The 22,410-nt window shown below is 44.3% G+C and carries 20 protein-coding genes; 9 read left to right on the top strand and 11 right to left on the bottom strand.

Going from position 1 to position 22,410, the window contains the following annotated elements:
* The first annotated feature begins 22 nt into the window (after positions 1-22).
* Positions 23-469, top strand: coding sequence for a ferric iron uptake transcriptional regulator FcrX (gene fcrX / locus A6D97_RS03240; RefSeq protein WP_017061956.1), 447 nt, complete (start codon positions 23-25; stop codon positions 467-469).
* Positions 470-631: 162 nt separating this feature from the next.
* On the opposite strand, the gene glnS is transcribed toward fcrX, so the two are convergent.
* Entirely contained in the window at positions 632-2,299 is a 1,668-nt protein-coding gene (glnS, locus tag A6D97_RS03235; protein ID WP_065583828.1) for a glutamine--tRNA ligase, read from the bottom strand.
* A gap of 299 nt (positions 2,300-2,598) precedes the next feature.
* Positions 2,599-4,161 carry an N-acetylglucosamine-specific PTS transporter subunit IIBC gene (gene nagE, locus A6D97_RS03230; protein WP_065583827.1) on the bottom strand — a complete coding sequence of 521 codons (1,563 nt, stop codon included), beginning with the start codon at positions 4,159-4,161 and terminating at the stop codon, positions 2,599-2,601.
* Positions 4,162-4,636: 475 nt separating this feature from the next.
* Here nagE and nagA point away from each other — a divergent pair, with 475 nt between their 5' ends.
* From nagA to asnB, 4 genes are all read left to right on the top strand, one after another.
* Positions 4,637-5,773, top strand: a complete 1,137-nt coding sequence (gene nagA, locus A6D97_RS03225; protein ID WP_017062193.1) for an N-acetylglucosamine-6-phosphate deacetylase — start codon at positions 4,637-4,639, stop codon at positions 5,771-5,773.
* Between the two features lie 2 nt (positions 5,774-5,775).
* Positions 5,776-6,990, top strand: a complete 1,215-nt coding sequence (locus tag A6D97_RS03220) for an ROK family protein (RefSeq protein WP_065583826.1) — start codon at positions 5,776-5,778, stop codon at positions 6,988-6,990.
* A gap of 83 nt (positions 6,991-7,073) precedes the next feature.
* Positions 7,074-8,660, top strand: coding sequence for a cation:proton antiporter family protein (locus tag A6D97_RS03215; RefSeq protein ID WP_017062195.1), 1,587 nt, complete (start codon positions 7,074-7,076; stop codon positions 8,658-8,660).
* A 235-nt stretch (positions 8,661-8,895) separates the two neighbouring features.
* Positions 8,896-10,566 carry an asparagine synthase B gene (gene asnB, locus A6D97_RS03210; protein WP_017062196.1) on the top strand — a complete coding sequence of 557 codons (1,671 nt, stop codon included), beginning with the start codon at positions 8,896-8,898 and terminating at the stop codon, positions 10,564-10,566.
* A gap of 79 nt (positions 10,567-10,645) precedes the next feature.
* Here asnB and rfaH read toward each other — a convergent pair whose 3' ends face one another.
* Positions 10,646-11,152 carry a transcription/translation regulatory transformer protein RfaH gene (rfaH, locus tag A6D97_RS03205; protein WP_017062197.1) on the bottom strand — a complete coding sequence of 169 codons (507 nt, stop codon included), beginning with the start codon at positions 11,150-11,152 and terminating at the stop codon, positions 10,646-10,648.
* Positions 11,153-11,653: 501 nt separating this feature from the next.
* On the opposite strand from rfaH, the gene A6D97_RS03200 reads away from it, so the two are divergent.
* Positions 11,654-13,051 carry a peptide MFS transporter gene (locus A6D97_RS03200; protein WP_017062198.1) on the top strand — a complete coding sequence of 466 codons (1,398 nt, stop codon included), beginning with the start codon at positions 11,654-11,656 and terminating at the stop codon, positions 13,049-13,051.
* Positions 13,052-13,174: 123 nt separating this feature from the next.
* Here the strand turns inward: A6D97_RS03200 and hemH are convergent, their stop codons facing one another.
* The 3 genes from hemH to htpG all read right to left on the bottom strand — a co-directional run bounded on the left by hemH (position 13,175) and on the right by htpG (position 17,352).
* Entirely contained in the window at positions 13,175-14,137 is a 963-nt protein-coding gene (gene hemH, locus A6D97_RS03195; protein ID WP_017063404.1) for a ferrochelatase, read from the bottom strand.
* 277 nt (positions 14,138-14,414) lie between these two features.
* Entirely contained in the window at positions 14,415-15,059 is a 645-nt protein-coding gene (gene adk / locus A6D97_RS03190) for an adenylate kinase (protein WP_017062200.1), read from the bottom strand.
* Between the two features lie 388 nt (positions 15,060-15,447).
* A complete protein-coding gene (htpG, locus tag A6D97_RS03185) occupies positions 15,448-17,352 on the bottom strand; it encodes a molecular chaperone HtpG (protein WP_017062201.1) in 1,905 nt (634 codons plus the stop codon).
* A 271-nt stretch (positions 17,353-17,623) separates the two neighbouring features.
* Here htpG and A6D97_RS03180 point away from each other — a divergent pair, with 271 nt between their 5' ends.
* The 3 genes from A6D97_RS03180 (at position 17,624) to A6D97_RS03170 (ending at position 19,508) form a co-directional block, all read left to right on the top strand.
* The gene (locus A6D97_RS03180) at positions 17,624-18,535 is read left to right on the top strand and encodes a transcriptional regulator (protein WP_017063403.1); all 912 of its coding nucleotides are present in this window, start codon (positions 17,624-17,626) and stop codon (positions 18,533-18,535) included.
* A gap of 1 nt (position 18,536) precedes the next feature.
* Positions 18,537-19,052: a regulatory protein ToxS gene (locus tag A6D97_RS03175; RefSeq protein WP_017063402.1), complete on the top strand. Its 516-nt coding sequence runs from the start codon at positions 18,537-18,539 to the stop codon at positions 19,050-19,052.
* A 135-nt stretch (positions 19,053-19,187) separates the two neighbouring features.
* A complete protein-coding gene (locus tag A6D97_RS03170; RefSeq protein ID WP_017062204.1) occupies positions 19,188-19,508 on the top strand; it encodes a SelT/SelW/SelH family protein in 321 nt (106 codons plus the stop codon).
* 24 nt (positions 19,509-19,532) lie between these two features.
* On the opposite strand, the gene yfcE is transcribed toward A6D97_RS03170, so the two are convergent.
* Genes yfcE through A6D97_RS03145 form a run of 5 tightly spaced genes read right to left on the bottom strand, consistent with a single transcriptional unit; the run spans position 19,533 to position 22,395 of the window.
* Positions 19,533-20,078 carry a phosphodiesterase gene (gene yfcE, locus A6D97_RS03165; protein ID WP_065583825.1) on the bottom strand — a complete coding sequence of 182 codons (546 nt, stop codon included), beginning with the start codon at positions 20,076-20,078 and terminating at the stop codon, positions 19,533-19,535.
* 47 nt (positions 20,079-20,125) lie between these two features.
* Positions 20,126-20,533 (bottom strand): CBS domain-containing protein, encoded by a 408-nt coding sequence (locus A6D97_RS03160; RefSeq protein ID WP_065583824.1) that lies wholly within the window; start codon positions 20,531-20,533, stop codon positions 20,126-20,128.
* A complete protein-coding gene (locus A6D97_RS03155) occupies positions 20,530-20,880 on the bottom strand; it encodes a P-II family nitrogen regulator (protein ID WP_017062207.1) in 351 nt (116 codons plus the stop codon). The genes A6D97_RS03160 and A6D97_RS03155 overlap by 4 nt, the downstream gene beginning before the upstream one ends.
* Entirely contained in the window at positions 20,870-21,664 is a 795-nt protein-coding gene (locus A6D97_RS03150) for a DUF1538 domain-containing protein (protein ID WP_065583823.1), read from the bottom strand. Before A6D97_RS03150 ends, A6D97_RS03155 begins: the two co-directional genes overlap by 11 nt.
* Positions 21,661-22,395, bottom strand: a complete 735-nt coding sequence (locus tag A6D97_RS03145; RefSeq protein ID WP_017072437.1) for a DUF1538 domain-containing protein — start codon at positions 22,393-22,395, stop codon at positions 21,661-21,663. The genes A6D97_RS03150 and A6D97_RS03145 overlap by 4 nt, the downstream gene beginning before the upstream one ends.
* Between the last annotated feature and the right edge of the window lie 15 nt (positions 22,396-22,410).

Below are 22,410 nucleotides of genomic sequence, written 5' to 3'. Positions count from 1 at the left end.
CAGATCATCAACAGGAAAGTATATGTCAGACAATAATCAAGCGCTAAAAGATGCAGGTCTTAAAGTGACCCTTCCACGGCTCAAAATTTTAGAAGTATTACAACAGCCAGACTGCCAACATATTAGTGCTGAAGATTTATATAAGAAGCTGATCGACCTAGGTGAAGAAATCGGTCTTGCAACCGTTTATCGAGTACTTAACCAATTCGATGACGCTGGCATTGTAACTCGTCACCACTTCGAAGGCGGCAAGTCTGTATTTGAACTTTCTACACAGCACCACCACGACCACCTTGTATGTTTAGATTGTGGCGAAGTGATCGAATTCTCTGATGACATCATCGAAGAAAGACAGAAAGAGATTGCTCAGCGTTACAACGTGCAACTAACAAACCACAGTTTGTACTTGTACGGCAAAAGCATTAACGGAGATTGCAAAGGCAATCCAGACGCGCATAAAGCGAAGTAGTAATACAGAACGCTGGCTTAGGCCGGCGTTTTTTATATGGTCACTACATAAGACGATTAATCGCAACTTATTCTATAATTGACGACTTTATTCAGATACAAAAAACCGGCTCTAAGCCGGTTTTTTATTAGGGTGCTTATCGAAAGCGAATCACTTTAGCGATTAAGCTTCAGTTTTTCCCCAAGTATCGCGTAGACCAACCGTACGGTTGAATACTAGTGCAGCTGCTTTAGAATCTTTCGAATCTACACAGAAGTAACCTGTTCGTTCAAACTGGTACGCTTGCTCTGCTACACCTTCAGCTAGGCTAGGTTCAACAAAACCATTTAGCGTAACAAGAGATTCAGGGTTTAGCGTTGCAGCGAAGTCATCAGCAGCGGCTGGGTTTGGCACTGTGAATAGACGATCGTACAAACGAATCTCAGCAGGCAGTGCTTTATCAGCAGATACCCAGTGGATAACGCCTTTCACTTTGCGGCCATCTGCAGGGTTCTTACCCAATGTTTCATTGTCGTAAGAACAGAAGATAGTCGTAATGTTGCCTTCTGCATCTTTTTCGATACGTTCAGCTTTGATCACGTAAGCACCACGCAGGCGAACTTCTTTACCTAGAACCAAACGCTTGTACTTTTTGTTTGCTTCTTCACGGAAGTCGTCACGTTCGATCCAAACTTCGCGTGTAAATGGAACTTCACGAGTACCCATTTCTGGCTTGTTCGGGTGGTTTGCAACCGTTAGCGTTTCTACTGTATCTGCTTCGTAGTTTTCGATAACGATCTTAACTGGATCCAGAACAGCCATTGCACGAGGTGCATTTTCGTTCAGATCATCACGGATGCAAGATTCAAGTGAACCGAACTCAATCATGTTCTCTTGCTTAGTTACACCAATACGCTTACAGAATTCACGAATCGAGCTTGAAGTAAAACCACGACGACGTAGGCCAGAAATAGTAGGCATGCGTGGGTCATCCCAACCTTGAACTAGGTTTTCAACCACAAGTTGGTTCAGCTTACGCTTAGACATCACTGTATATTCAAGATTCAGGCGGCTAAACTCGTACTGACGAGGTTGGCAGTCAATCGTGATGTTATCTAGAACCCAATCGTACAAACGACGGTTATCTTGGAATTCAAGCGTACAGATAGAGTGCGTAATACCTTCCAGCGCATCAGAGATACAGTGAGTAAAGTCGTACATTGGGTAAATGCACCACTTGTCAGCCGTTTGATGGTGGTGAGCAAAACGAACACGGTAGATAACAGGATCGCGCATAACCATGAACGAAGAGCTCATGTCGATCTTAGCACGTAGACACGCTTTACCTTCTTCAAAGCCACCGTCACGCATTTTTTCAAACAACGCTAGGTTCTCTTCAGGGCTGCGGTCACGGTATGGGCTCGCTTTACCAGGCTCTTTTAGCGTGCCACGGTACTCACGGATTTGATCAGGACTTAGCTCGTCAACATACGCTAAGCCTTTATTAATTAATTCCACAGCATAAGCGTAAAGCGTATCGAAGTAGTTTGATGAGTAACAAATATCACCAGACCATTCGAAGCCTAACCAGCTTACATCATTCTTAATTGACTCAACGTATTCAACGTCTTCTTTTTCAGGGTTTGTATCATCGAAACGAAGATTACATTGTCCCTGGTAGTCCTGAGCAATACCAAAGTTCAAGCAAATAGATTTAGCGTGACCAATGTGCAGGTAGCCATTTGGCTCCGGCGGGAAACGAGTATGCACGCTACTGTGTGTACCATCCGCTAAATCTTTATCAATAATTTGGCGAATGAAATTCGATGGACGAGCCTCAGCTTCACTCATCTATAGCACCTCTATGTATTTAGTATTGTCAGAGAAAGTTATCTTTCGTCCCCAAGAAAACGGTCGCTTATAGCGCCAGTCAAAGATAGAAAGATCATTGTTGCTAATCATCCACAATTCTTAGCCTTTGCACAATAAGAACCGTCCGTTAATTGCGATTATTTCTGCTATTCGATGAAGAATAGAACGAACCGTGTTCGCTGGTCTTAAACTGCAGGCACAAAAAAGCCTCCCGTGTGGGAGGCTTTCAATTTGACACTTACTTAAGAGTAACTTTACGTCTTAATTAAGTACTTCCCTTACTGTGGAAGTTTTACATCAGATAGGTCTTCGCCTGCACCAATAGCTTTCATTTCGCCAGCTACGATTTCAGCTAGTGGGCCTAGGATAACCTGTAGGTTGTTTTCACCTAGTTTAACCACACCTTTAGCACCAAGTTTCTTAAGAACAACTTCATCTGCAACAGAGCGGTCTTTAAGAGTTAGACGTAGACGAGTGATACAAGCGTCGATTGAAGTTAGGTTGTCGTGACCACCTAGAGCTTTCAGGTATTGACGTGCAAGGTCGCCCTTTGGTGCGTCGCCAGCAGGAGCTGCAACAGCTTCGTCATCATCTTCACGACCTGGCGATTTCAAGTTGAAAGCGCGGATTGCGAAAGAGAAAGTGAAGAAGTATAGAGCACCGAAGCCAAGACCGATTAGTAGTAGTACGAATGGTTTAGTTGCTAGACCCCAGTTCAATACGAAGTCGATAAGACCAGCAGAGAAACCGAAACCGTGCAGAGTACCAAACATGTTAGCAACTACTAGAGACAAACCTGTAAATACAGCGTGCATTGCGTATAGAGCAGGAGCTAGGAATACGAACATGAATTCTAGCGGCTCTGTGATACCTGTTAGGAATGAACAGAATGCAACTGAGAATAGTGCGCCACCAACTTGGCTACGTTTTTCAGCAGGAGCAGCTAGGTACATTGCAAGTGCAGCACCTGGTAGACCAAACATCATTACAGGGAAGAAACCGTTCATGAATACGCCAGCACCTTTATCACCACCGAAGAAACGGTGTAGGTCGCCAGATTTAACTGTTTCAGTCACTTCTTTCACAACAGTTGTGATTTCTGGAGTAACAGAGTTAGCGAATGTGAACGTGTGCTCTTGACCAACAACTAGTGTTTTAGCCAGTGCAGGGTCAACACAAAGTTGAGTGATACCAGCGAATGCGCCTTGACCAGCAACGATGATTTCTTGACAAGAGCCCATACCGAACCAGAAGTACGAGTTCAGTACATGGTGTAGACCTACTGGGATAAGTGCACGGTTAAGAGTACCGTAAACAAATTGACCGATAGCGCCAGACGTTGAAACTGCGTGAGCAAGTGCATCTAGACCAGATTGAACAGCAGGCCAAACAACACCAAAGATTGCGCCAGCAACTAGAGCAAATAGACCAGCCATAATAGGAACTAGACGTTTGCCAGAGAAGAATGCTAGCCACTCTGGAAGACGAGTCGCGTGGAATGCATTGTAAGAGTGACCTGCGATGATACCTGCAAAGATACCGCCGAAGAATGACATATTTACACTAGCATCGATGTTTGTTGCGGTTGCTGTCAGAACAAAGTAAGCAACTGCACCAGCAAGACCTGCTGCGCCGTTACCGTCTTTAGAAAGACCAATAGCTATACCCAAACCAAACAATAATGGTAGTTGACTGAAGATTGCGTTACCAGCAGATGCCATGAATGCGATATCGAGTAAGTCTGGTTGACCCAGACGTAGCAGCAATGCCGCAATCGGAAGCGTTGCGATTGGTAGCATTAACGCCTTACCAAGCTTCTGCGCATATCCTAGAATATTCACCAGTTGTTTCCCCCTATAGGATTTTTTAGAATTCGTTTGAGAAACTTATTTTAGTCGCTCAATTTAGTCCTATTCAGTGTATTCAATTAATTTTGCCCCGCAAATTAAAACCTTACCATTTGTGATCCTAATCACCAGTTTTTACCAAATCCAGAGGTTTTTGCTAGCGAGATCATAAAACTTATTTTATCATTCAAAAAAATGAACATTTATGGATAAAATCCAAATCTAATCATTAGGCAAAAAGATGGTAACTCCGGGCTTATAGAGCACCGTGAATAATCATTATTGATGGACCTAAATGTATAATAAAAATCAATTGTTCATATGTTTTTCAACAACTTAAATCGCTTATCATTTTGAAGCCGTTTGCCCATAAAAGATAAATCGTTACGTAAATGATGCTCGCAAACTAAGTCCGCATTTAGGTAACGAACGAATTTAAAAGATCTCACGAAATAAGGATTAGCTGACTATGTACGCGCTAAGTAACTGTAAAATTTACACTGGTAGTGATGTTCTAACCGATCATGCTGTTGTAATCGAAAACGAACTGATCAAAAAAGTCTGTCCTATCTCTGAATTGCCAGAAGGAATCGAGCTTCGCGACCTAGACGGAGCAAACCTAAGCCCAGGTTTCATTGACCTACAACTGAATGGTTGTGGCGGTGTAATGCTTAACGATGAGATCACTGCAGAAACCATGCAGATCATGCACAAAGCAAACCTGAAATCTGGCTGTACTAGCTTCCTACCAACGCTTATCACCTCTTCAGACGAAGATATGCGTGCGGTTATTACGGCAGCTCGTGAATACCATAACCAGTACCAAAACCAATCTTTAGGTCTGCACCTTGAAGGCCCTTACCTAAACGTTGCGAAAAAAGGCATCCATAGCGTCGATCACATTCGTAAATCTGACAACGAAATGATTGAGCTTATCTGTGAGAACCGTGACCTTGTTGCAAAAGTAACATTGGCTCCAGAGCTTAACGACCCTGAACACATCGAACGCCTGCACAAAGCTGGCGTTGTCGTTTCTATCGGCCACACCAACGCAACTTACGCAGAAGCGCGTCAAGGTTTCGAATCTGGTATCACGTTCGCCACTCACCTGTTCAATGCAATGACGCCGATGGTTGGTCGTGAGCCTGGCGTTGTTGGCGCGATTTACGATACTCCTGAGGTTTACGCTGGCATTATTGCCGACGGCTTCCACGTTGATTACGCAAACATCAGAATTGCGCATAAAATCAAGGGAGAAAAGTTGGTATTAGTGACGGATGCCACAGCTCCTGCAGGTGCTGACATGGAATACTTTATTTTTGTCGGTAAGAAAGTATATTACCGTGATGGTAAGTGTGTTGATGAAAACGGCACACTGGGCGGCTCAGCTCTGACTATGATTGAAGCAGTTCAGAATACAGTTGAGCACGCTGGTATCGCTTTAGACGAAGCTCTTCGCATGGCTACGCTATACCCAGCTACGGCTATCGGTGTAGAAAGCAAGCTAGGTCGAATCAAAAAAGGCATGGTTGCAAACCTAGCTGTATTTGACCGAGACTTTAACGTTAAAGCGACTGTTGTTAACGGACAATACGAGCACAATTAAGTATGAATGGCGGACAAATAGGTAACGTAGACTTAGTTAAACAACTAAACAGTGCGGTGGTATACCGACTTATAGACCAACAGGGGCCTATCAGTCGTATACAAGTGGCTGATGTAAGCCAACTCGCACCGGCAAGTGTTACAAAAATTACCCGCCAACTTTTAGAGCGCGGCCTAATTAAAGAGGTTGCGCAGCAAGCGTCTACTGGCGGTAGACGCGCTATCTCCCTAACCACAGAAGTAGAGCCTTTTCATTCTGTTGCTGTGCGTTTGGGTCGAGACTACATTCAAATAAGCCTGCATGACCTTGGTGGTCGTGAATTGGCTTTCCAACAGCAAGACCTGAATTATTCAGACCAATCAGACCTTACCCAAGGCTTGGTCAATAACCTCAAAGCTTTCATTGCTGAGCATCAACCAAAGATCGATCAACTGATTGCTATTGGTGTCACGCTTCCAGGCTTGGTTAACCCAACGACCGGTGTTGTTGAGTACATGCCGAATACCGACATCGATAACCTCGCATTAAGCGACATTATTCGCGATACATTCCATGTTGCTTGTTTTGTTGGTAACGATGTTCGTGGAATGGCGCTTGCTGAGCACTACTTCGGTGCAAGTAAAGATAGCCAAGATTCTATTTTGGTCAGTGTTCACCGTGGTACAGGTGCAGGTATTATCGTTAATGGTCAGGTTTTCCTAGGTCATAACCGTAATGTGGGTGAAATTGGTCATATCCAAATTGATCCGCTAGGCGAGCAATGCCAATGTGGTAACTTCGGCTGTCTTGAAACAGTAGCGGCAAACCCAGCTATCGTTGAACGCGTGCAGAAGCTGATTAAACAAGGCTATGAGTCTTCTTTAACAGAGCTTGAGCATATTACGATTCAAGACGTTTGTGACCACGCGATTAATGGTGATGAGCTAGCCAAGCAAAGCTTAGTTCGAGTAGGAAACCAGTTAGGTAAGGCTATCGCGATGACGATTAACTTATTTAACCCTCAAAAAGTTATCATTGCTGGTGATATTACCAAGGCACAAGAGATTGTTTTTCCTGCAATTAAGCGCAATGTAGAGAATCAGTCGTTAACGACTTTCCATAGCGGCCTGCCTATTGTAGCATCACAGATCGATAAACATCCTACGATGGGAGCTTTTGCTATGATTAAGCGCGCCATGCTTAACGGCGTGTTACTGCAGAAGCTTCTCGAAGACTAGAGAAAACAATTCTGATTTTCCGCGGGCCGTGTTTGTATAAACACGGCCCGTTTTTTTAAGCTAGGGAACTACAACAACAAGTTATGGAACTTATATTAATATCCACTGCGTTTATCGCAGGATTTATTGCTTTAAAGTGTCACCTTCCCCCATTAGTTGGTTTTTTGGTTGCAGGCTTTGGGCTTTTTGCCTTTGGCTTTGAAACCAATGACACCATCATTACTTTAGCTGACCTTGGTGTCACGCTGCTTCTATTTACTATCGGCTTAAAGCTCGATATCAAAACCCTACTCTCTAAAGAGATCTGGGCTGGCGCGACAATCCACAACCTTTTGTCCACTCTGTTTTTCGCCGTCGCCCTGTTTGGCTTTAAGTTCTTAGGTATTTCATCGCTAGCTGCCATGTCGGTAGAACAGATCGTTCTGCTCGGTTTTGCTCTTTCATTCTCTAGTACTGTATTTGCGGTTAAGACTCTGCAAGAGAAAGGCGAAATGAATGCGACCTACGGAACGTTAGCGATTGGTATCTTGGTCATGCAGGATATCTTCGCCGTAGTATTCTTAACGGCTTCTACGGGCAAAATACCTGAGTGGTATGCAATTGCTCTGTTTGCCCTACCCTTATTACGCCCACTGTTCTACAAAGTGCTCGATTGGGTTGGTCACGGTGAGATGCTGGTTCTTTCCGGCATCTTCTTCGCATTAGTCGTCGGTGCTGGTTTATTCCATTTGGTTGGTGTGAAACCAGATTTGGGGGCTCTTGTTCTAGGTATGTTACTTGCTGGTCACCCAAAAGCCTCAGAATTATCAAAGTCGCTGTTTAACCTTAAAGAACTTTTCCTTGTCTGTTTCTTCTTGAATATTGGTCTGTCAGAGCAACCAACCATTCAAGGCTTTATGCTCGCAATCTTGTTCTTGCTGATGCTGCCAGTGAAAGGTGTTCTCTACTTCTTGGTACTCAACCGCTTCAAGTTCCGTGTTCGAACGTCTCTACTTGCCTCGCTATCACTGTTTAACTATAGCGAGTTTGGCCTCATCGTTGGTGGTCTCGCCTTCAAGATGGGTTGGATGTCGGGTGATATCTTAGTTGCCGTTGCCATTGCAGTTTCACTGTCTTTTCTAATCGCTGCTCCTTTAAACCGAGCTGGTCATAAGCTTTATCAGCAGTCAGGTAAATGGCTAAAAGAGCATGCGTCAGAAAAGCTTCACCGACGTGATAAGCGAATTGACCCTGGTCGTGCCCAAGTGCTTATTCTAGGTATGGGCCGAATTGGTACCGGTGCTTATGACGAATTACGTACTCGCTATGGCAAGGTCAGCCTAGGTGTAGAAGTGCGTGAAGAAGCCGCGCACAACCACAGAAGCCAAGGCAGAAACGTGATTTCTGGCGACGCGACTGACCCAGATTTCTGGGAGCGAATTCTAGATACAGCAAACGTAAAGCTGGTGATTTTGGCAATGCCTCACCACCAAGGTAATCAAACCGCTTTAGAACAATTAAAGTCACGTAACTTTAAAGGCCAAATTGCGGCTATTGCTGAATATCCCGATCAACTCGAAACACTGAAAGAGAATGGCGTTGATGCGGCATTTAACATTTACAGCGAGGCTGGTAGTGGTTTTGCTCGCCACGTTTGCGAACAGTTAAATCCAAATATCAATAAAATCTAGTATTAGACAGTGTTCAACTAAACCTCTCAAAACTGCCTATTTTTCGCACTTTTGAGAGGTTTTTGTTTAAAAAACCAACCGCAATTAAACATCACACACCAAAAGCACATAAAAATTAGATAATTTCTAACAGAACACCCTTTATATTATTTTTTTGCTCACATCCGGTTGCTTTTTTTAGCCAGAATGGCAAATTGAATGCAGTTGATTTGGAAATTATTTAAAAGGAAGTTCTATGTGTTCAGTATTTGGCATTCTCGACATTAAAAGTGATGCCGCAGCACTTCGCCCTATTGCTTTAGAAATGTCTAAGAAGCTTCGTCACCGTGGTCCAGACTGGTCTGGTATCTATGCTGGTGAAAAAGCAATCCTTGCTCATGAACGTCTTGCTATTGTTGGCTTGAACAGTGGTGCTCAACCACTATACAGTCAAGACAAAAAGCACATTCTTGCAGTAAACGGTGAAATTTATAACCACAAAGAACTTCGTGCACGCTATGAAGATAAGTACCAGTTCCAGACTGATTCTGACTGTGAAGTTATCCTAGCGCTATACCAAGAGATGGGTGCAGACCTTCTAGAAGAGCTTAACGGTATTTTCGCATTCGTTTTATACGACGAAGAGAAAGACGAGTACCTAGTGGGCCGCGACCATATTGGTATCATCCCGCTTTACCAAGGTTACGATGAGCACGGCAACTACTACGTGGCTTCAGAGATGAAAGCATTGGTTGAAGTATGTAAGACGATCAGTGAATTCCCTCCAGGTAGCTTCTACTCTTCGAAAGATGCTGAACCTCAACGCTACTACATCCGCGATTGGAACGAGTACGCTGCGGTACAAGGCAACAGCACAAGCAAAGAAGAACTGACTGAAGCGCTAGAAGCAGCCGTTAAACGTCAACTAATGACTGACGTTCCTTACGGTGTACTTCTATCTGGTGGCCTGGATTCATCAATTACTTCAGCAGTTGCAAAACGCTTTGCGGCAATGCGTATCGAAGATGATGAGCAATCTGAAGCTTGGTGGCCACAACTGCACTCGTTCGCTGTTGGTCTTGAAGGCGCACCAGACCTTATCGCTGCTCGTGAAGTTGCGGACAAGATCGGAACTGTGCACCATGAGATGACTTACACTATTCAGGAAGGCCTAGACGCAATCCGTGACGTTATCTACCATATCGAAACTTACGATGTAACGACGATTCGTGCATCAACGCCAATGTACTTGCTGGCTCGTAAGATCAAAGCGATGGGGATCAAGATGGTACTTTCAGGTGAAGGTGCTGATGAAATCTTTGGTGGTTACCTGTACTTCCATAAAGCGCCAAACGCGAAAGAGTTCCACGAAGAGACAGTACGTAAACTGCTTGCTCTAAGCATGTTCGACTGTGCTCGTGCAAACAAATCGCTAGCGGCATGGGGTGTTGAAGGCCGTGTACCATTCTTGGATAAAGAGTTCATCGATGTCGCAATGCGTCTAAACCCTGAAGACAAGATGTGTGGTAACGGTAAGATGGAGAAGCACATCTTGCGTGAGTGTTTTGAAGACTACCTACCAGATTCAATCGCATGGCGTCAAAAAGAGCAGTTCTCTGATGGTGTTGGCTACGATTGGATTGATACATTAAAAGCAACGGCTGAAGCAAAAGTAACGGATCAACAAATGGAAGCTGCTAAGTTCCGTTTCCCTTACAACACGCCAACAACCAAAGAAGGTTATGCTTACCGTGAAATCTTTGAGGAGCTATTCCCTCTAGAATCTGCGGCAGAGTGTGTACCTGGTGGTCCTTCAGTTGCTTGTTCATCAGCGAAAGCGATTGAGTGGGATGAGTCATTCAAAAACTGTGTCGACCCATCAGGCCGTGCAGTACAAGCCGTTCACAACGATGCTTACAACGCTTAGAGCGTTTTGAACAAATCCTAAAGACTAAAAAAGGCGCATTATGCGCCTTTTGTTTTAAGCCTATTTTTTATTACTACAGTTATGCGCGAGCTTGTAGTGCTTCGTTCTCAATACTGATTGGAACGACTTGGCTGATCATTTTGACCAGCATAATCGATCGAGCCTCACCGTCTTTCTGATCGAAAATAGCTTCAACCCCAGCAAATTGGCCACTCTGAATCTTAACTACCTGTCCAGATTCAAACTCAACACAACAATCTTCCACTTCGTTACTGCAGCACTTCTCAAACTCTTTAAGTTCAAACACCAAGTCTCCTTGGACCTCGTGCGGCAGTGAACCGAACTTAATAAAGTCCACAACGCCACGTGTTGAACGAACGGTCGTGAAGCTAGGACCTTGCTCATAATCGAAGCGAACAAAGATGTAAGACGGAAACAGCGGTTCTTTGACCTGCTTTTCTTTCCCTCTCACCACCTTTTTGACTTCTATTTGAGGGTAAAAGCACTCTACCCCCTGATTCTCTAAGTGCTGCTGAGCGCGTTTTTGATCACCACGCTTACAGTAAAGCAAATACCAACGTTTCATTTAACTAGCCATTTTATATTTTTAGATATTTTACCACATGCCTAAAACGGTTGAATCGCCATTAATAAAATGAATCGTTGCTAACGAAAAATAATGCGTAGCAGACCAATTTATCAACAAAAAGTTATAGGTGTCGGAGTGGTTAAGCATTGTACAGAGATCATTTAGAGATCAAAAGACTCATTGTTGTAAGCATATGTATACCCCACCTAATGAGCACACCACTCCCTTTAAACTCAAAATGATACACCAGAGCAATGCCTCTAAAGATTTTTATTCAACACGACTTTAATAAAGGTTATTAACCAACCAGCTCAAATCTGGAAAATTAGTTTGCAGCACACTTAAAATGGGCAACATTAAAAGTAAAGATGATTAATATCAATACCTTAGCTAAATCAAGTTGTCGTAACCATAAAATACGTCTATTGCAGACTTTTATCCCACTGTGTATACATGAATGACCATAAAATCTTTTAATACCTAAAATTAGTAAAACTTATGCCAAGCAACCACAACATCTTTGGCCACCCTAGAGGCCTATTTCTACTTTTTAGCACAGAGCTATGGGAACGTTTCTCTTACTATGCGATGCGCGCCATCCTTGTCTTATTTTTGACTGACACTACCCTCAACGGTGGACTGGGTTGGTCAACGAAAGACGCACTCGATCTCTACGGTATTTACACCGGTTTAGTCTACATCACACCATTAATTGGTGGCTGGATTGCCGATAACTACCTAGGTCAGCGTAAATCAATTCTGATTGGCGGTGTATTAATGGCACTTGGCCAATTTACACTGGCTCTACCTAACGGCTTCATCGGTTTAGACCAAGTGAACGCTCTGTACCTTGGTTTAGCACTGCTAATCAGTGGTAACGGTATGTTTAAGCCGAACATCTCAACCATGGTTGGCGATCTGTACCAAGAAGGCGATAACCGCCGTGACGGTGCTTTCACCATTTTCTACATGGGCATCAACTTAGGTGCGCTGCTTGGTGGATTAATTTCAGGTGCTGCTGTCGATTCATTCGGTTGGAAAGCAGGTTTCCTAGCCGCTGGTATTGGTATGGTTATTAGCTTGATCATGCAAGTGACAATGGCTCAGTCTTGGTTAGGCAACATCGGTTCTGTACCTGCTGCTGCAAGAGCGAAAGCACTGAACAAATCTAAAGAAAAAGCGCCACTGACCAAAGAAGAGTTCGACAGACTAAAAGTGATTCTTATCATGGGTCTGTTCGTGATTGTATTCTGGGCGGGCTTTGAACAAGCTGGCGGCCTAATGAACATCTACACTCAACAATATACTGACCGTATGATTGGTGGCTTTGAAGTTCCTGCTGCGTGGTTCCAATCTTTGAACCCATTCTTCATCATTACACTTGCTCCAATCATTGCTGCGTTCTGGGTGAAACTGGGTAAGCGTGAACCCAACTCTCCTGTGAAGTTTGCAATGGCATTGTTCTTCTTAGCACTGGGCTTTGTGTGCATGATGGGCGCGGTAATGGAGCAAGGCGGTGACCTAACAGTGAAAACATCAATGCTATGGCTAGTCGGCGCTTTCTTCTTCCATACCCTTGGTGAGCTTTGTCTATCTCCTATTGGCCTGTCGTTGGTCACTAAGTTAGCTCCGCTTCGCCTAGCATCATTGATGATGGGTGCATGGTTTGGCTTCAATGCGGTGGCAAACTACGTGGCAGGCCTGGTTGGTTCTCACGTTGGTGAGCTTGGTGCTATGTCAATCTTCAGTGGTATTGCTATCACAGCAACGGTGAGTGGCATATTACTGCTGCTTTGTGCTGGTAAGCTTGTGTCATGGATGCACGGCGTAGAAACCAACATGACGCTTGAAGCAGAGCCTAAAGCTAAGCAAGCAACAGAGACATCTGCGGCTTAACTCTCAAGCTGTTTCAAAACGAAATATCCTGATCAAAAAGGGCTGCTCAATGAGCAGCCCTTTTGTTATTTGTATTATGCGCCTTAATGCTAACGATAAGTCATAATCAAGGCTCAGCATCTGTTAGCGATACAGCGCCACTAACTCTGCCATCATATCGATGTGCGAATCTCTGTCGTTCAGACACATAATGTAGCTAAAGTCCGAACCACCAGCGTCAATGAAAGTCTCTTTACACTGGTCTGAAATCTCTTCCAACGTTTCCAAACAGTCAACCGAAAAGGCAGGTGCCATAATGTCGATCTTCTTGATGCCTTTACTCGGCAGTGATTCAAGTGTCTCGTCAGTGTATGGCTTCAACCACTCTTCTCGACCAAATCGCGATTGGTATGTCATTGTGATATCGTCCGCTGACAAACCTAACTCTGCCGCAAGCAGCTTTGTTGTCGCTTCACAATGCTGAGGGTAGATATCGCCTTCATCAGCCAGTCGCTTCGGAATACCGTGGAAAGAACACACTAAATGATCGGCTCTGCCATTTTTATCCCAATGACTGCGGACGCTTTCAGCCAATGCTTTGGCATAGCTTGGGTGCGCGTAGTAGTCGCGAATAAAGCGATAGCTCGGGATAACTGGCATCTGCTTAAAGGCTTTGGTTAAACCATCAGAAACCGCCGCTGTGGTTGTACCAGAGTACTGCGGATATAAAGGCAGTACGATGATGTCCTCAACGCCCTGCTCCATCAGTTGCTCAACACCAGTCTTTAGGCTTGGGTTGCCATAGGTCATACCCAGTGCAACAGGCATCTCTAGCTTCTTCTGGAGCTTTTCAGCTTGTCTTTGAGAGTACACAAGCAGTGGTGAGCCTTCATCCATCCAGACAGACTGATACAGCTTAGCAACTTTAGGCGAGCGAATCGGTAAAATCACCCCATGTAATATAGGACACCAAAGCCAACGCGTTAGGTTTACAACTCGCTTGTCGTGTAAGAATTCACTCAAAAATCGACGAACGCCAGCGGGGGTCGCCGAATCTGGAGTTCCTAAGTTCACCAGTAAAACACCCTGCTTTTTATTATTTTCCATAGATACCTGAGACCAATATGTGATTTTCTGGAAAGTAATATACTAATCTGCATAAGTTTAAGATCATTGCGCCTCAATGAAAGTCTGAATAATCACTCTTCATATGAGATACACAACATCCACTCTCAATTGCTAGCCACTGCCATCGGGTCTGAACCGTTCTGAATCATGTGCAATCAAATTATCTAGATTGGTATCGTACTAAAAATTGAAACAAAAAAAGCGACCCTTAAGGTCGCTTCCAATATATCAAATTCTAAAACTGGCTGTTAGCCAATTATGCTAGTGCTTTCTCAAGTTCTGCACTAACTTCAGCAACTTGCTTAGTACCATCAAACTTAAGGTACTGAGTGTTGCCTGCTTCAGCTTCTTTACCGTAGTAAGAGATTAGCGGAGCTGTTTGATCGTGGTATACACCTAGACGTGCACGAACTGTTTCTTCTTTGTCGTCATCACGTACCACTAGGTCTTCACCCGTTACGTCATCTTTACCTTCTTCTTTAGGCGGATTGTACACAGTGTGGTATGTACGACCAGAAGGAAGGTGAGCACGACGACCAGCCATACGCTCAACAATCACATCGTCAGCTACGTCAAATTCAACAACGTAATCAACAGCGATGCCCATTTCTTTTAGGCCATCAGCTTGTGGGATTGTGCGTGGGAAACCGTCTAGTAGGAAACCTTTCTCACAGTCATCTTGAGCGATACGCTCTTTGATAAGACCAAGGATAATTTCATCAGAAACTAGCTGACCAGCGTCGATTACTGATTTTGCTTGCTTACCAAGCTCAGTACCCGCTTTGATAGCAGCACGTAGCATGTCACCAGTTGAAATTTGAGGGATACCAAATTTGTTCATGATGAAGTTAGCTTGAGTACCTTTACCCGCGCCAGGAGCACCTAGAAGAATGATGCGCATGTTTAATCCTCTTATAAAATTATGATTTATACCGAAGCTCACTATCCCTCCATTCTTGCTCATTTTTAGGATGAACAGAAAGCGTTAAGTAACCATTGAGGCTAAGCAAAACTGTGAACAGAAGCAAAACGGTAAGTTTCGGTATAACGTTTAAAAATCATACAACTGGAGATAGTCGCTTCTTAGCCCCAGCTGATTAGGTCGAGCATTCTATCACATTAATATTCAATTTGGCTGAATTTACGACTAAAGAATGCATCGACAACATTTGTTGTGACGATAACGGTGACGTTGACCACGTTAGGTCAATTTTCAACGACGTTCATAAAAAAAGCCCGCATTTGCGAGCTTTTTATTGTAATTGTTGGCTTAACCTAAAGTCGAAAGACTAACGCTTTGTTAGTAGCTCGTTGATTGCACCCAAGAATTGTGACGGATCTTCCATTGAGCCCTTTTCAGCCAGCATCGCTTGACCAAGTAGCAACTCAACCCAACGACCAAACGCTTGCTCGTCTGCTTCGTCAGCCATCTGTTTAACCAGTGCGTGCTCAGGGTTAATCTCGAAGATGTACTTCACTTCCGGTGCCGCTTGACCCGCAGCTTCAAGAAGCTTCGCCATTTGCGTGCCCATTTCGAAGTCGTCAGTCACAACAACCGCAGGTGTTGTTGCTAGCTTGAAGGTCGTACGAACTTCTTTAACACGACCACCTAGGTAAGATTGAGTGCGCTCTACAACAGATTTGAACTCTTCTTCTGTCTCTTTTTGCTTCTCTTTCTCTTCTTCACCTTCAAACTTGCTTAGGTCTAAGCCTGCTTTAGTGATCGATTGGAACTGTTTACCGTCGAAGTCAGTCAGGTAGTTCATTACGTACTCATCAATACGATCGTACATTAGAACCACTTCAATACCTTTAGCTTTGAACTGCTCCAAGTGTGGGCTGTTCTTAGCGGCAGCGTAGCTATCTGCTGTCAGGTAGTAAATCTTATCTTGGCCTTCTTTCATGCGCTCAACGTAAGATTCTAGGCTGATGGTTTGTTCAGCAGAATCCACTTCCGTTGACGAGAAACGAAGTAGACCAGCGATCTTCTCTTTGTTCGCCATATCTTCAGCCGGGCCTTCTTTCAATACTAGGCCGAACTCTTTCCAAAACTCTAGGTACTTATCATTGTCATTCTTCGCCATGCGCTCAAGCATAGTCAGTACACGCTTGGTACATGCGCCACGAAGAGACTGAGTTACCTTGTTGTCTTGCAGGATTTCACGAGACACGTTCAATGGCAGATCGTTTGAGTCAATCAAGCCACGAACGAAACGCATGTAAGATGGCATGAACTGCTCTGCGTCATCCATGATGAATACACGCTGCACGTAAAGTTTCAAGCCACTCTTGTGGTCACGGTTCATCATGTCCCAAGGTGCTTTCGCTGGGATGTAAAGCAGGCTTGTGTAATCGTTCTTACCTTCAACCTTGTTGTGGCTCCAGGTTAGTGGATCAGCAAAGTCGTGAGATACGTGTTTGTAAAACTCTTGGTACTCTTCTTTCTCGATATCAGACTTGTTACGAGTCCAAAGTGCTTGCGCCTTGTTGATCTGTTCCCAATGTTTCTCTTCGGTGTCTTTACCTTCGTCATCTTTCACTGCTGTGAAGATAGAAACAGGAATGCCGATGTGGTCAGAATATTTACCAATCACTTCACGCAGACGCCACTCATTTAAGAACTCTTTACCGTCTTCACGCATGTGCAGAACGATGTCAGTACCACGAGACTCTTTAGTGATGTCTTCGATTGTGTAATCGCCTTCACCTGCAGAGTGCCACTGAACAGCTTCATTGTTCGGCAGGCCAGCTGCACGTGTGCGAACCGTTACCGCGTCTGCGACGATGAATGCAGAATAGAAACCCACACCAAATTGACCAATCAGTTGAGAGTCTTTGCTTTGGTCTTCAGACAGCTTTGAGAAAAAGTCTGCAGTGCCTGACTTAGCAATCGTACCTAAATGCTCAATAACGTTGTCGCGGCTCATACCGATACCGTTATCAGAAATGGTTAACGTGTTTGCTTCCGCGTTGAAAGAAAGTTTTACACCTAGATCTGCATCACCTTGGTAAAGGTCACCGTTCGATAGAGCTTGAAAACGAAGCTTATCAGCCGCGTCAGATGCGTTAGAGATCAGCTCACGTAGAAAGATTTCTTTATTTGAATACAGTGAGTGAATCATTAGATGAAGTAGTTGTTTTACTTCAGATTGAAAGCCACGAGTCTCTTTATTTTGCGTTGCCGTTTCGCTCATTTTTACTCCAAAACATCTATACTTTATGTTGAATAATCATAGGGGCGTAACACTTGATGCCACTCTTCTGTTCATTAACATGAGGATGACAAATGTAAATTCAAGGTCAAAAATCATAAAAACACTGTTTTTTTTATCTGTTTTTATTATCCTTGAGCCTGATAAATATAAAAGAACATAAAATAAGCCATGATTTGGTGAAGAATTAACGGAACTTCACCTGAGATTTGTCTATTTCGCCCCCCAAAACAATCCAAAATAGAAGAATTCAATGAGTAATATCGGCACAAAGTTTATTCTCGCACAACGGTTCGTATTCGACCCAAACAGCAATTCACTTGTCGATCAAATGAGCGACGGTGAAGTCGTACGTCTTGGTAGCAATGAAAGCCGCATTCTCTTGATGCTGTCAGAAAGGCCTAATGAAGTTATCACTCGTAATGAATTGCATGAGTATGTTTGGCGAGACCAAGGCTTTGAGGTGGATGACTCAAGCTTAACGCAAGCCGTATCGACTCTGAGAAAGATGCTCAAAGACTCGACTAAATCTCCTGAATTCGTAAAGACAGTACCGAAGCGCGGTTACCAATTTATTGCGACCGTTGAGCGCTCTGCGCCACTGTCATCAAATGATCAGCCAGTAGCCGCTGAAATTGCAGAAAATGACGTTGAACCTATCCTAACGTTTGCAACGCCTGCAGCGACTGAACAAGCAATCACTGACACATTTGAACCTGAGCCAATTACAAAAGTTCAACAAACTAAAGTGGCAGTAGAACCAGCAACCGCTCCTGTTGTAGCTCCGGCTAAAAGCACCAATAAATGGTTAACATTTTGGTTACTGCTTGCCGCTTTCATCATGCCGATTCTCGTTTTAACGTTTACTACCCCGGTGGAGTCCGAGTTCACGGTTTTGACTGAAGTGGATGGTGTAAAGGTTCAATCACCGGTTAACCACCCAGACCTCAGCAGTTGGCTGCCAGCAATAGAAAAGTGTGTATTAAGTTACAACACGAGTCACACTGGTGTGTTAAAGCCGGCTGAAGTGATCGCTACAGGAGGACAAACCAATAACCTTGCCCTCAATTACATTCACCCGCAAGATTACTCGAGCGAAAATGTAACCCTAAGAATTTACGCAAACCAGTCGGATGTAAACGACATTTGTAACGGTGGTAAGTAACATGAAATTAAAAGTATCGATTATCTTACTGGTTCTATCGGCATTTTTGAGTGGTTGGCTATATTGGAGCAGCAATGCAAAAGTAGAGCGCTTGCTCACTCAGCATGAATGGCAGTCGAGAATGGTGACGCTGATTAGCGATAACAAGCAAGCTGACTCAATCGGCCCACTTCGTAGAGTTGAACTATCATCGAATGCGAAATACCTACCAAATGGTACATATTTAAGAATGTCAGTGGTTAGACTTTACGGTAATCAAACTGAGCCTGCGAATGTCATCAACATCTCTGAAACGGGTCAGTGGGATATTAACGATAACTACTTACTGGTTTCGCCAACGGAGTTTAAAGATGTGACCTCGGCTCAGCGCCAAGACTTTTCAGAAGAACAGCTAGAGCTGATCACTCAAGTCATTAAGATGGACGCAGAGCAAAGCCGCCGCATAGATATTGTTAACCCGAAGGCACTGCTACTGACTAGCTTAAATCATGGTTCTACCGTATTGTTTTCAAACTAAGATTGGATCGCTATTTACTGTTTATGAATAGCTGAATACCATGAAACGGTAAACCAATAGAAAAAAGGGGCATGAAGCCCCTTTTTTGTTAGCCGTTGGTATCAAATTACGGATGTAGCATTTTAAGGATTAACCATGAAAACGGAACAACCTAATCTGGCGCCAGCGAAAGAGACAGCAACAAAAGCCACAATCGCGATACACTATTGCCGTCAATGCAATTGGATGCTTCGCTCTAGTTGGTTATGCCAAGAGCTACTGCATACCTTCAGCGAAGAAATTGAACAAGTGAGCTTACACCCAGACACAGGAGGCAGGTTCGAAATCTTTTGTAATGGTGTGCAGATTTGGGAAAGAAAAGCAGATGACGGTTTTCCAGAGGCGAAAGTTCTGAAGCAAAGAGTACGAAACATCATTGCTCCAGACAGAGATCTCGGCCACGTGGACTCAAAATAAGCCTTTCACAGCCGATCCAATGATTTAAAGCTGACCACTCACGAGAACATCACCTTCAAGGCTAACGACTTTGAAGGTATTGTTTTCATAGATGCCATAGCTCGCCGCGTGTCCCTCTCGTGGGAACGTCACCGAGCTAGGATTAAAGATAAAGATGTCGTCTTGGTATTCGGCGACAGGAATATGGGTATGACCGTGTGCAATGATATCGCCCGCCTTCAGCACAGGGCGTTTATTGGTGTTGTACAAATGGCCATGCGTTAGGAAGATACGTTGACCTGATTCTAATAGCACCCACGAGTAATCCATCATCATTGGAAAAGACAACAACATCTGATCCACTTCGCTATCGCAGTTACCACGAACAGCAATGATCTCTTGAGAAAACGCATTCAACTTATCTGCAACCGCCGGCGGGTTATACCCTTCTGGGATCGGGTTTCTTGGTCCATGATTCAGAATGTCACCCAATAGAACTAAATATTGCGCACCAGATGCTTGGTAGAGTTCTAATACCTTTTCTGTTGCTGGCAGCGAACCGTGTAGGTCTGAAGCAAAAAATAATTTCACACGTACTTCTCCATAAAGTTTATGAGCCTATTGTACGTATCTAAATGCTACACGTCATCTCTCGCCATACCGTTGATCACGATATTATTGTAACTAACCATACCGACTATCTTGTTATCACGAATTACTGGCGCACGACTGATACCAAAGCGTTCAAACAAGCGAGCGCAATACTTTACGTTCATCTCAGCAGACACGCTTAGCGCTGGCTTGGTCATGATCTCATAAACATTAGTTCGCTTCGGAGATCGATTTTTAGCCAACACTTTCTTTGCTATATCATTCATCAACACGATACCGTACTCGTCATCCTCGTGGCGTTTATCGACAATGATGGCTTTCACTTTGTGCTTCTTAGCCATCTCTATCGCTTCTAACACAGTGGTTAGCCCATCGATAATCACGTACGTATTGGCCATGACATCACCTACTCGGATTTTTTCACTGGTACTCATAACTCATCCTCCACAACCTTAGTTAATGTCTCGACTTGATGCGCTACCCCGACTGCATCTTCGATATCGATCTGCACCGCTATACCTTGTCCTGACTCCTGGTCAAACTCACCGACTTCGCCAATAGTTTCAAGAATATGCCTCGCTAAGTGTTCCTCAACCACAAACAGCAACACATCTTTTTGCACCTCTAACGTTAAGCCGAAGAAGGTGGTTTTTTGGTTTAAGCCTTGCCCTCTGGCGTTATTAATCACCGTTGCTCCAGTCGCGCCCGCATCACGCGCGGCATCGAGCACAGTGTCGGTCTTGCTCTCTTCTACAAACGCTAAGATAAGTTTAAAGCGCATCTTTGCTCTCCTTAGATGTGTGTAAACGGTTTAACCATTGTGTTATTTGGGCATAGCCCATCACTGAAATGATGGGAAATAAGCTGGCAAAGGCGATCAACCCAAAGCCATCAATGACAGGATTTCTTCCTGGTACGGTTGAAGCAAGTCCAAGCCCGAGCGCCGTCACTAAAGGGACTGTCACCGTTGATGTAGTGACGCCACCCGAATCGTAGGCTAATGGGATAATGAGTTTTGGGGCGTAAAAGGTTTGAATGACCACGACGACATAACCAAAAATGATGTAGTAATGGATCGGGTCACCCGCAACGATACGGTAGCTGCCCAGTGAGATACCGATAGCAACGCCCAATGCCACGGCGATCCTCAGCCCATTGACGCTGATACTGCCACCGGAAACTTGGTTCGCCTTAATCGCTACAGCAATCAAAGAGGGCTCGGCTATCGTGGTGCTGAAACCAATACAAAACGCGAAAAGATAGACCCAGTAATAATCAAACCAAGCCAAAGCAAGACCAGAACTGATCTTAAACTCAGTCAAAAAACTTGGCTCGGTGAGTTGCATTGCCATCGTCTCCCCTAGAGGGAATAACGCGAGTTCCAATCCCATCAAAAAGAGTGATAAGCCAAGAATGACGTAGAAGAAACCGATCAGCACTTTGGCTAGGTTATTGACTGGCTTTCGTAATACCACCAACTGAAAACCGAAGATGATGATCGCAATCGGGATCACATCCATCACAGTGCCGAGAAAGGTGTCGATAAATTGTTGAACACTGATCATGTCACCACCATCCCGTACACCATGACAAACATCATCGGCAGCAACGAAGCAAACGCGATCAACCCAAAACCATCTATCATCGGATTACGCCCTTTAATTGCCGAGGCTAAACCCACCCCTAACGCAGTTACTAATGGGACGGTGATCGTCGATGTCGTTACTCCACCAGAGTCATACGCAATTCCAATGATGTTTTCCGGAGCAAATGCAGTGAGCACGACCACTCCAATATATCCACCGATGATCATGTACTGGATTGGCCAACCTTTTAAGATTCTCAGCACACCGAGTAAAATAGCGATACCGACTGACAGTGCCACAGTAAAGCGCAGGCCATTGGCATACTGCTCCATTTCATCTAACGTATTGGGGATTACACCTCCCTCAGCTGCCACTTCTGCGGCTTCGGCAGCGACTGCGGTTAACGCTGGCTCGGCTATGGTGGTACCAAAACCCAAACAAAAAGCGAAGATCAATAACCAGAACACACTCCCCTTTCTGGCAAATGCTTGAGCCATCGATTCGCCAATTGGAAACAACCCCATTTCAAGGCCAAAGATAAAGAAAGTGAGTCCAAAAACGACGAGCACTAAGCCAGTCAGAATAGATAAAAGATGAGGAAGTGGCTCTTGTAAGACAGCAAGCTGGAAGAAAGCGATTACCGCCACGATTGGCAATAGATCCCTCAGGCTACCTAACATGGATCGAAACAAAGCAAGCACCGCCGTCATCGCAATTCCTTGTCG

The sequence above is a fragment of the Vibrio sp. ZF57 genome (genome assembly GCF_001691235.1).
GTDB lineage: Bacteria > Pseudomonadota > Gammaproteobacteria > Enterobacterales > Vibrionaceae > Vibrio > Vibrio crassostreae_C.
The sequence above is the reverse complement of the archived record's forward strand: the minus strand, read 5'-3'. Positions and strand labels throughout refer to the sequence as shown.

Excerpts from the sequence above, each read along its gene's own strand:
- fcrX (WP_017061956.1), top strand. The coding sequence starts at position 23 with ATGTCAGACAATAATCAAGCGCTAAAAGATGCAGGTCTTAAAGTGACC.
- glnS (WP_065583828.1), bottom strand. The coding sequence starts at position 2,299 with ATGAGTGAAGCTGAGGCTCGTCCATCGAATTTCATTCGCCAAATTATT.
- nagA (WP_017062193.1), top strand. The coding sequence starts at position 4,637 with ATGTACGCGCTAAGTAACTGTAAAATTTACACTGGTAGTGATGTTCTA.
- A6D97_RS03220 (WP_065583826.1), top strand. The coding sequence starts at position 5,776 with ATGAATGGCGGACAAATAGGTAACGTAGACTTAGTTAAACAACTAAAC.
- A6D97_RS03215 (WP_017062195.1), top strand. The coding sequence starts at position 7,074 with ATGGAACTTATATTAATATCCACTGCGTTTATCGCAGGATTTATTGCT.
- asnB (WP_017062196.1), top strand. The coding sequence starts at position 8,896 with ATGTGTTCAGTATTTGGCATTCTCGACATTAAAAGTGATGCCGCAGCA.
- rfaH (WP_017062197.1), bottom strand. The coding sequence starts at position 11,152 with ATGAAACGTTGGTATTTGCTTTACTGTAAGCGTGGTGATCAAAAACGC.
- A6D97_RS03200 (WP_017062198.1), top strand. The coding sequence starts at position 11,654 with ATGCCAAGCAACCACAACATCTTTGGCCACCCTAGAGGCCTATTTCTA.
- hemH (WP_017063404.1), bottom strand. The coding sequence starts at position 14,137 with ATGGAAAATAATAAAAAGCAGGGTGTTTTACTGGTGAACTTAGGAACT.
- adk (WP_017062200.1), bottom strand. The coding sequence starts at position 15,059 with ATGCGCATCATTCTTCTAGGTGCTCCTGGCGCGGGTAAAGGTACTCAA.
- htpG (WP_017062201.1), bottom strand. The coding sequence starts at position 17,352 with ATGAGCGAAACGGCAACGCAAAATAAAGAGACTCGTGGCTTTCAATCT.
- A6D97_RS03180 (WP_017063403.1), top strand. The coding sequence starts at position 17,624 with ATGAGTAATATCGGCACAAAGTTTATTCTCGCACAACGGTTCGTATTC.
- A6D97_RS03175 (WP_017063402.1), top strand. The coding sequence starts at position 18,537 with ATGAAATTAAAAGTATCGATTATCTTACTGGTTCTATCGGCATTTTTG.
- A6D97_RS03170 (WP_017062204.1), top strand. The coding sequence starts at position 19,188 with ATGAAAACGGAACAACCTAATCTGGCGCCAGCGAAAGAGACAGCAACA.
- A6D97_RS03160 (WP_065583824.1), bottom strand. The coding sequence starts at position 20,533 with ATGAGTACCAGTGAAAAAATCCGAGTAGGTGATGTCATGGCCAATACG.
- A6D97_RS03155 (WP_017062207.1), bottom strand. The coding sequence starts at position 20,880 with ATGCGCTTTAAACTTATCTTAGCGTTTGTAGAAGAGAGCAAGACCGAC.
- A6D97_RS03150 (WP_065583823.1), bottom strand. The coding sequence starts at position 21,664 with ATGATCAGTGTTCAACAATTTATCGACACCTTTCTCGGCACTGTGATG.
- A6D97_RS03145 (WP_017072437.1), bottom strand. The coding sequence starts at position 22,395 with ATGACGGCGGTGCTTGCTTTGTTTCGATCCATGTTAGGTAGCCTGAGG.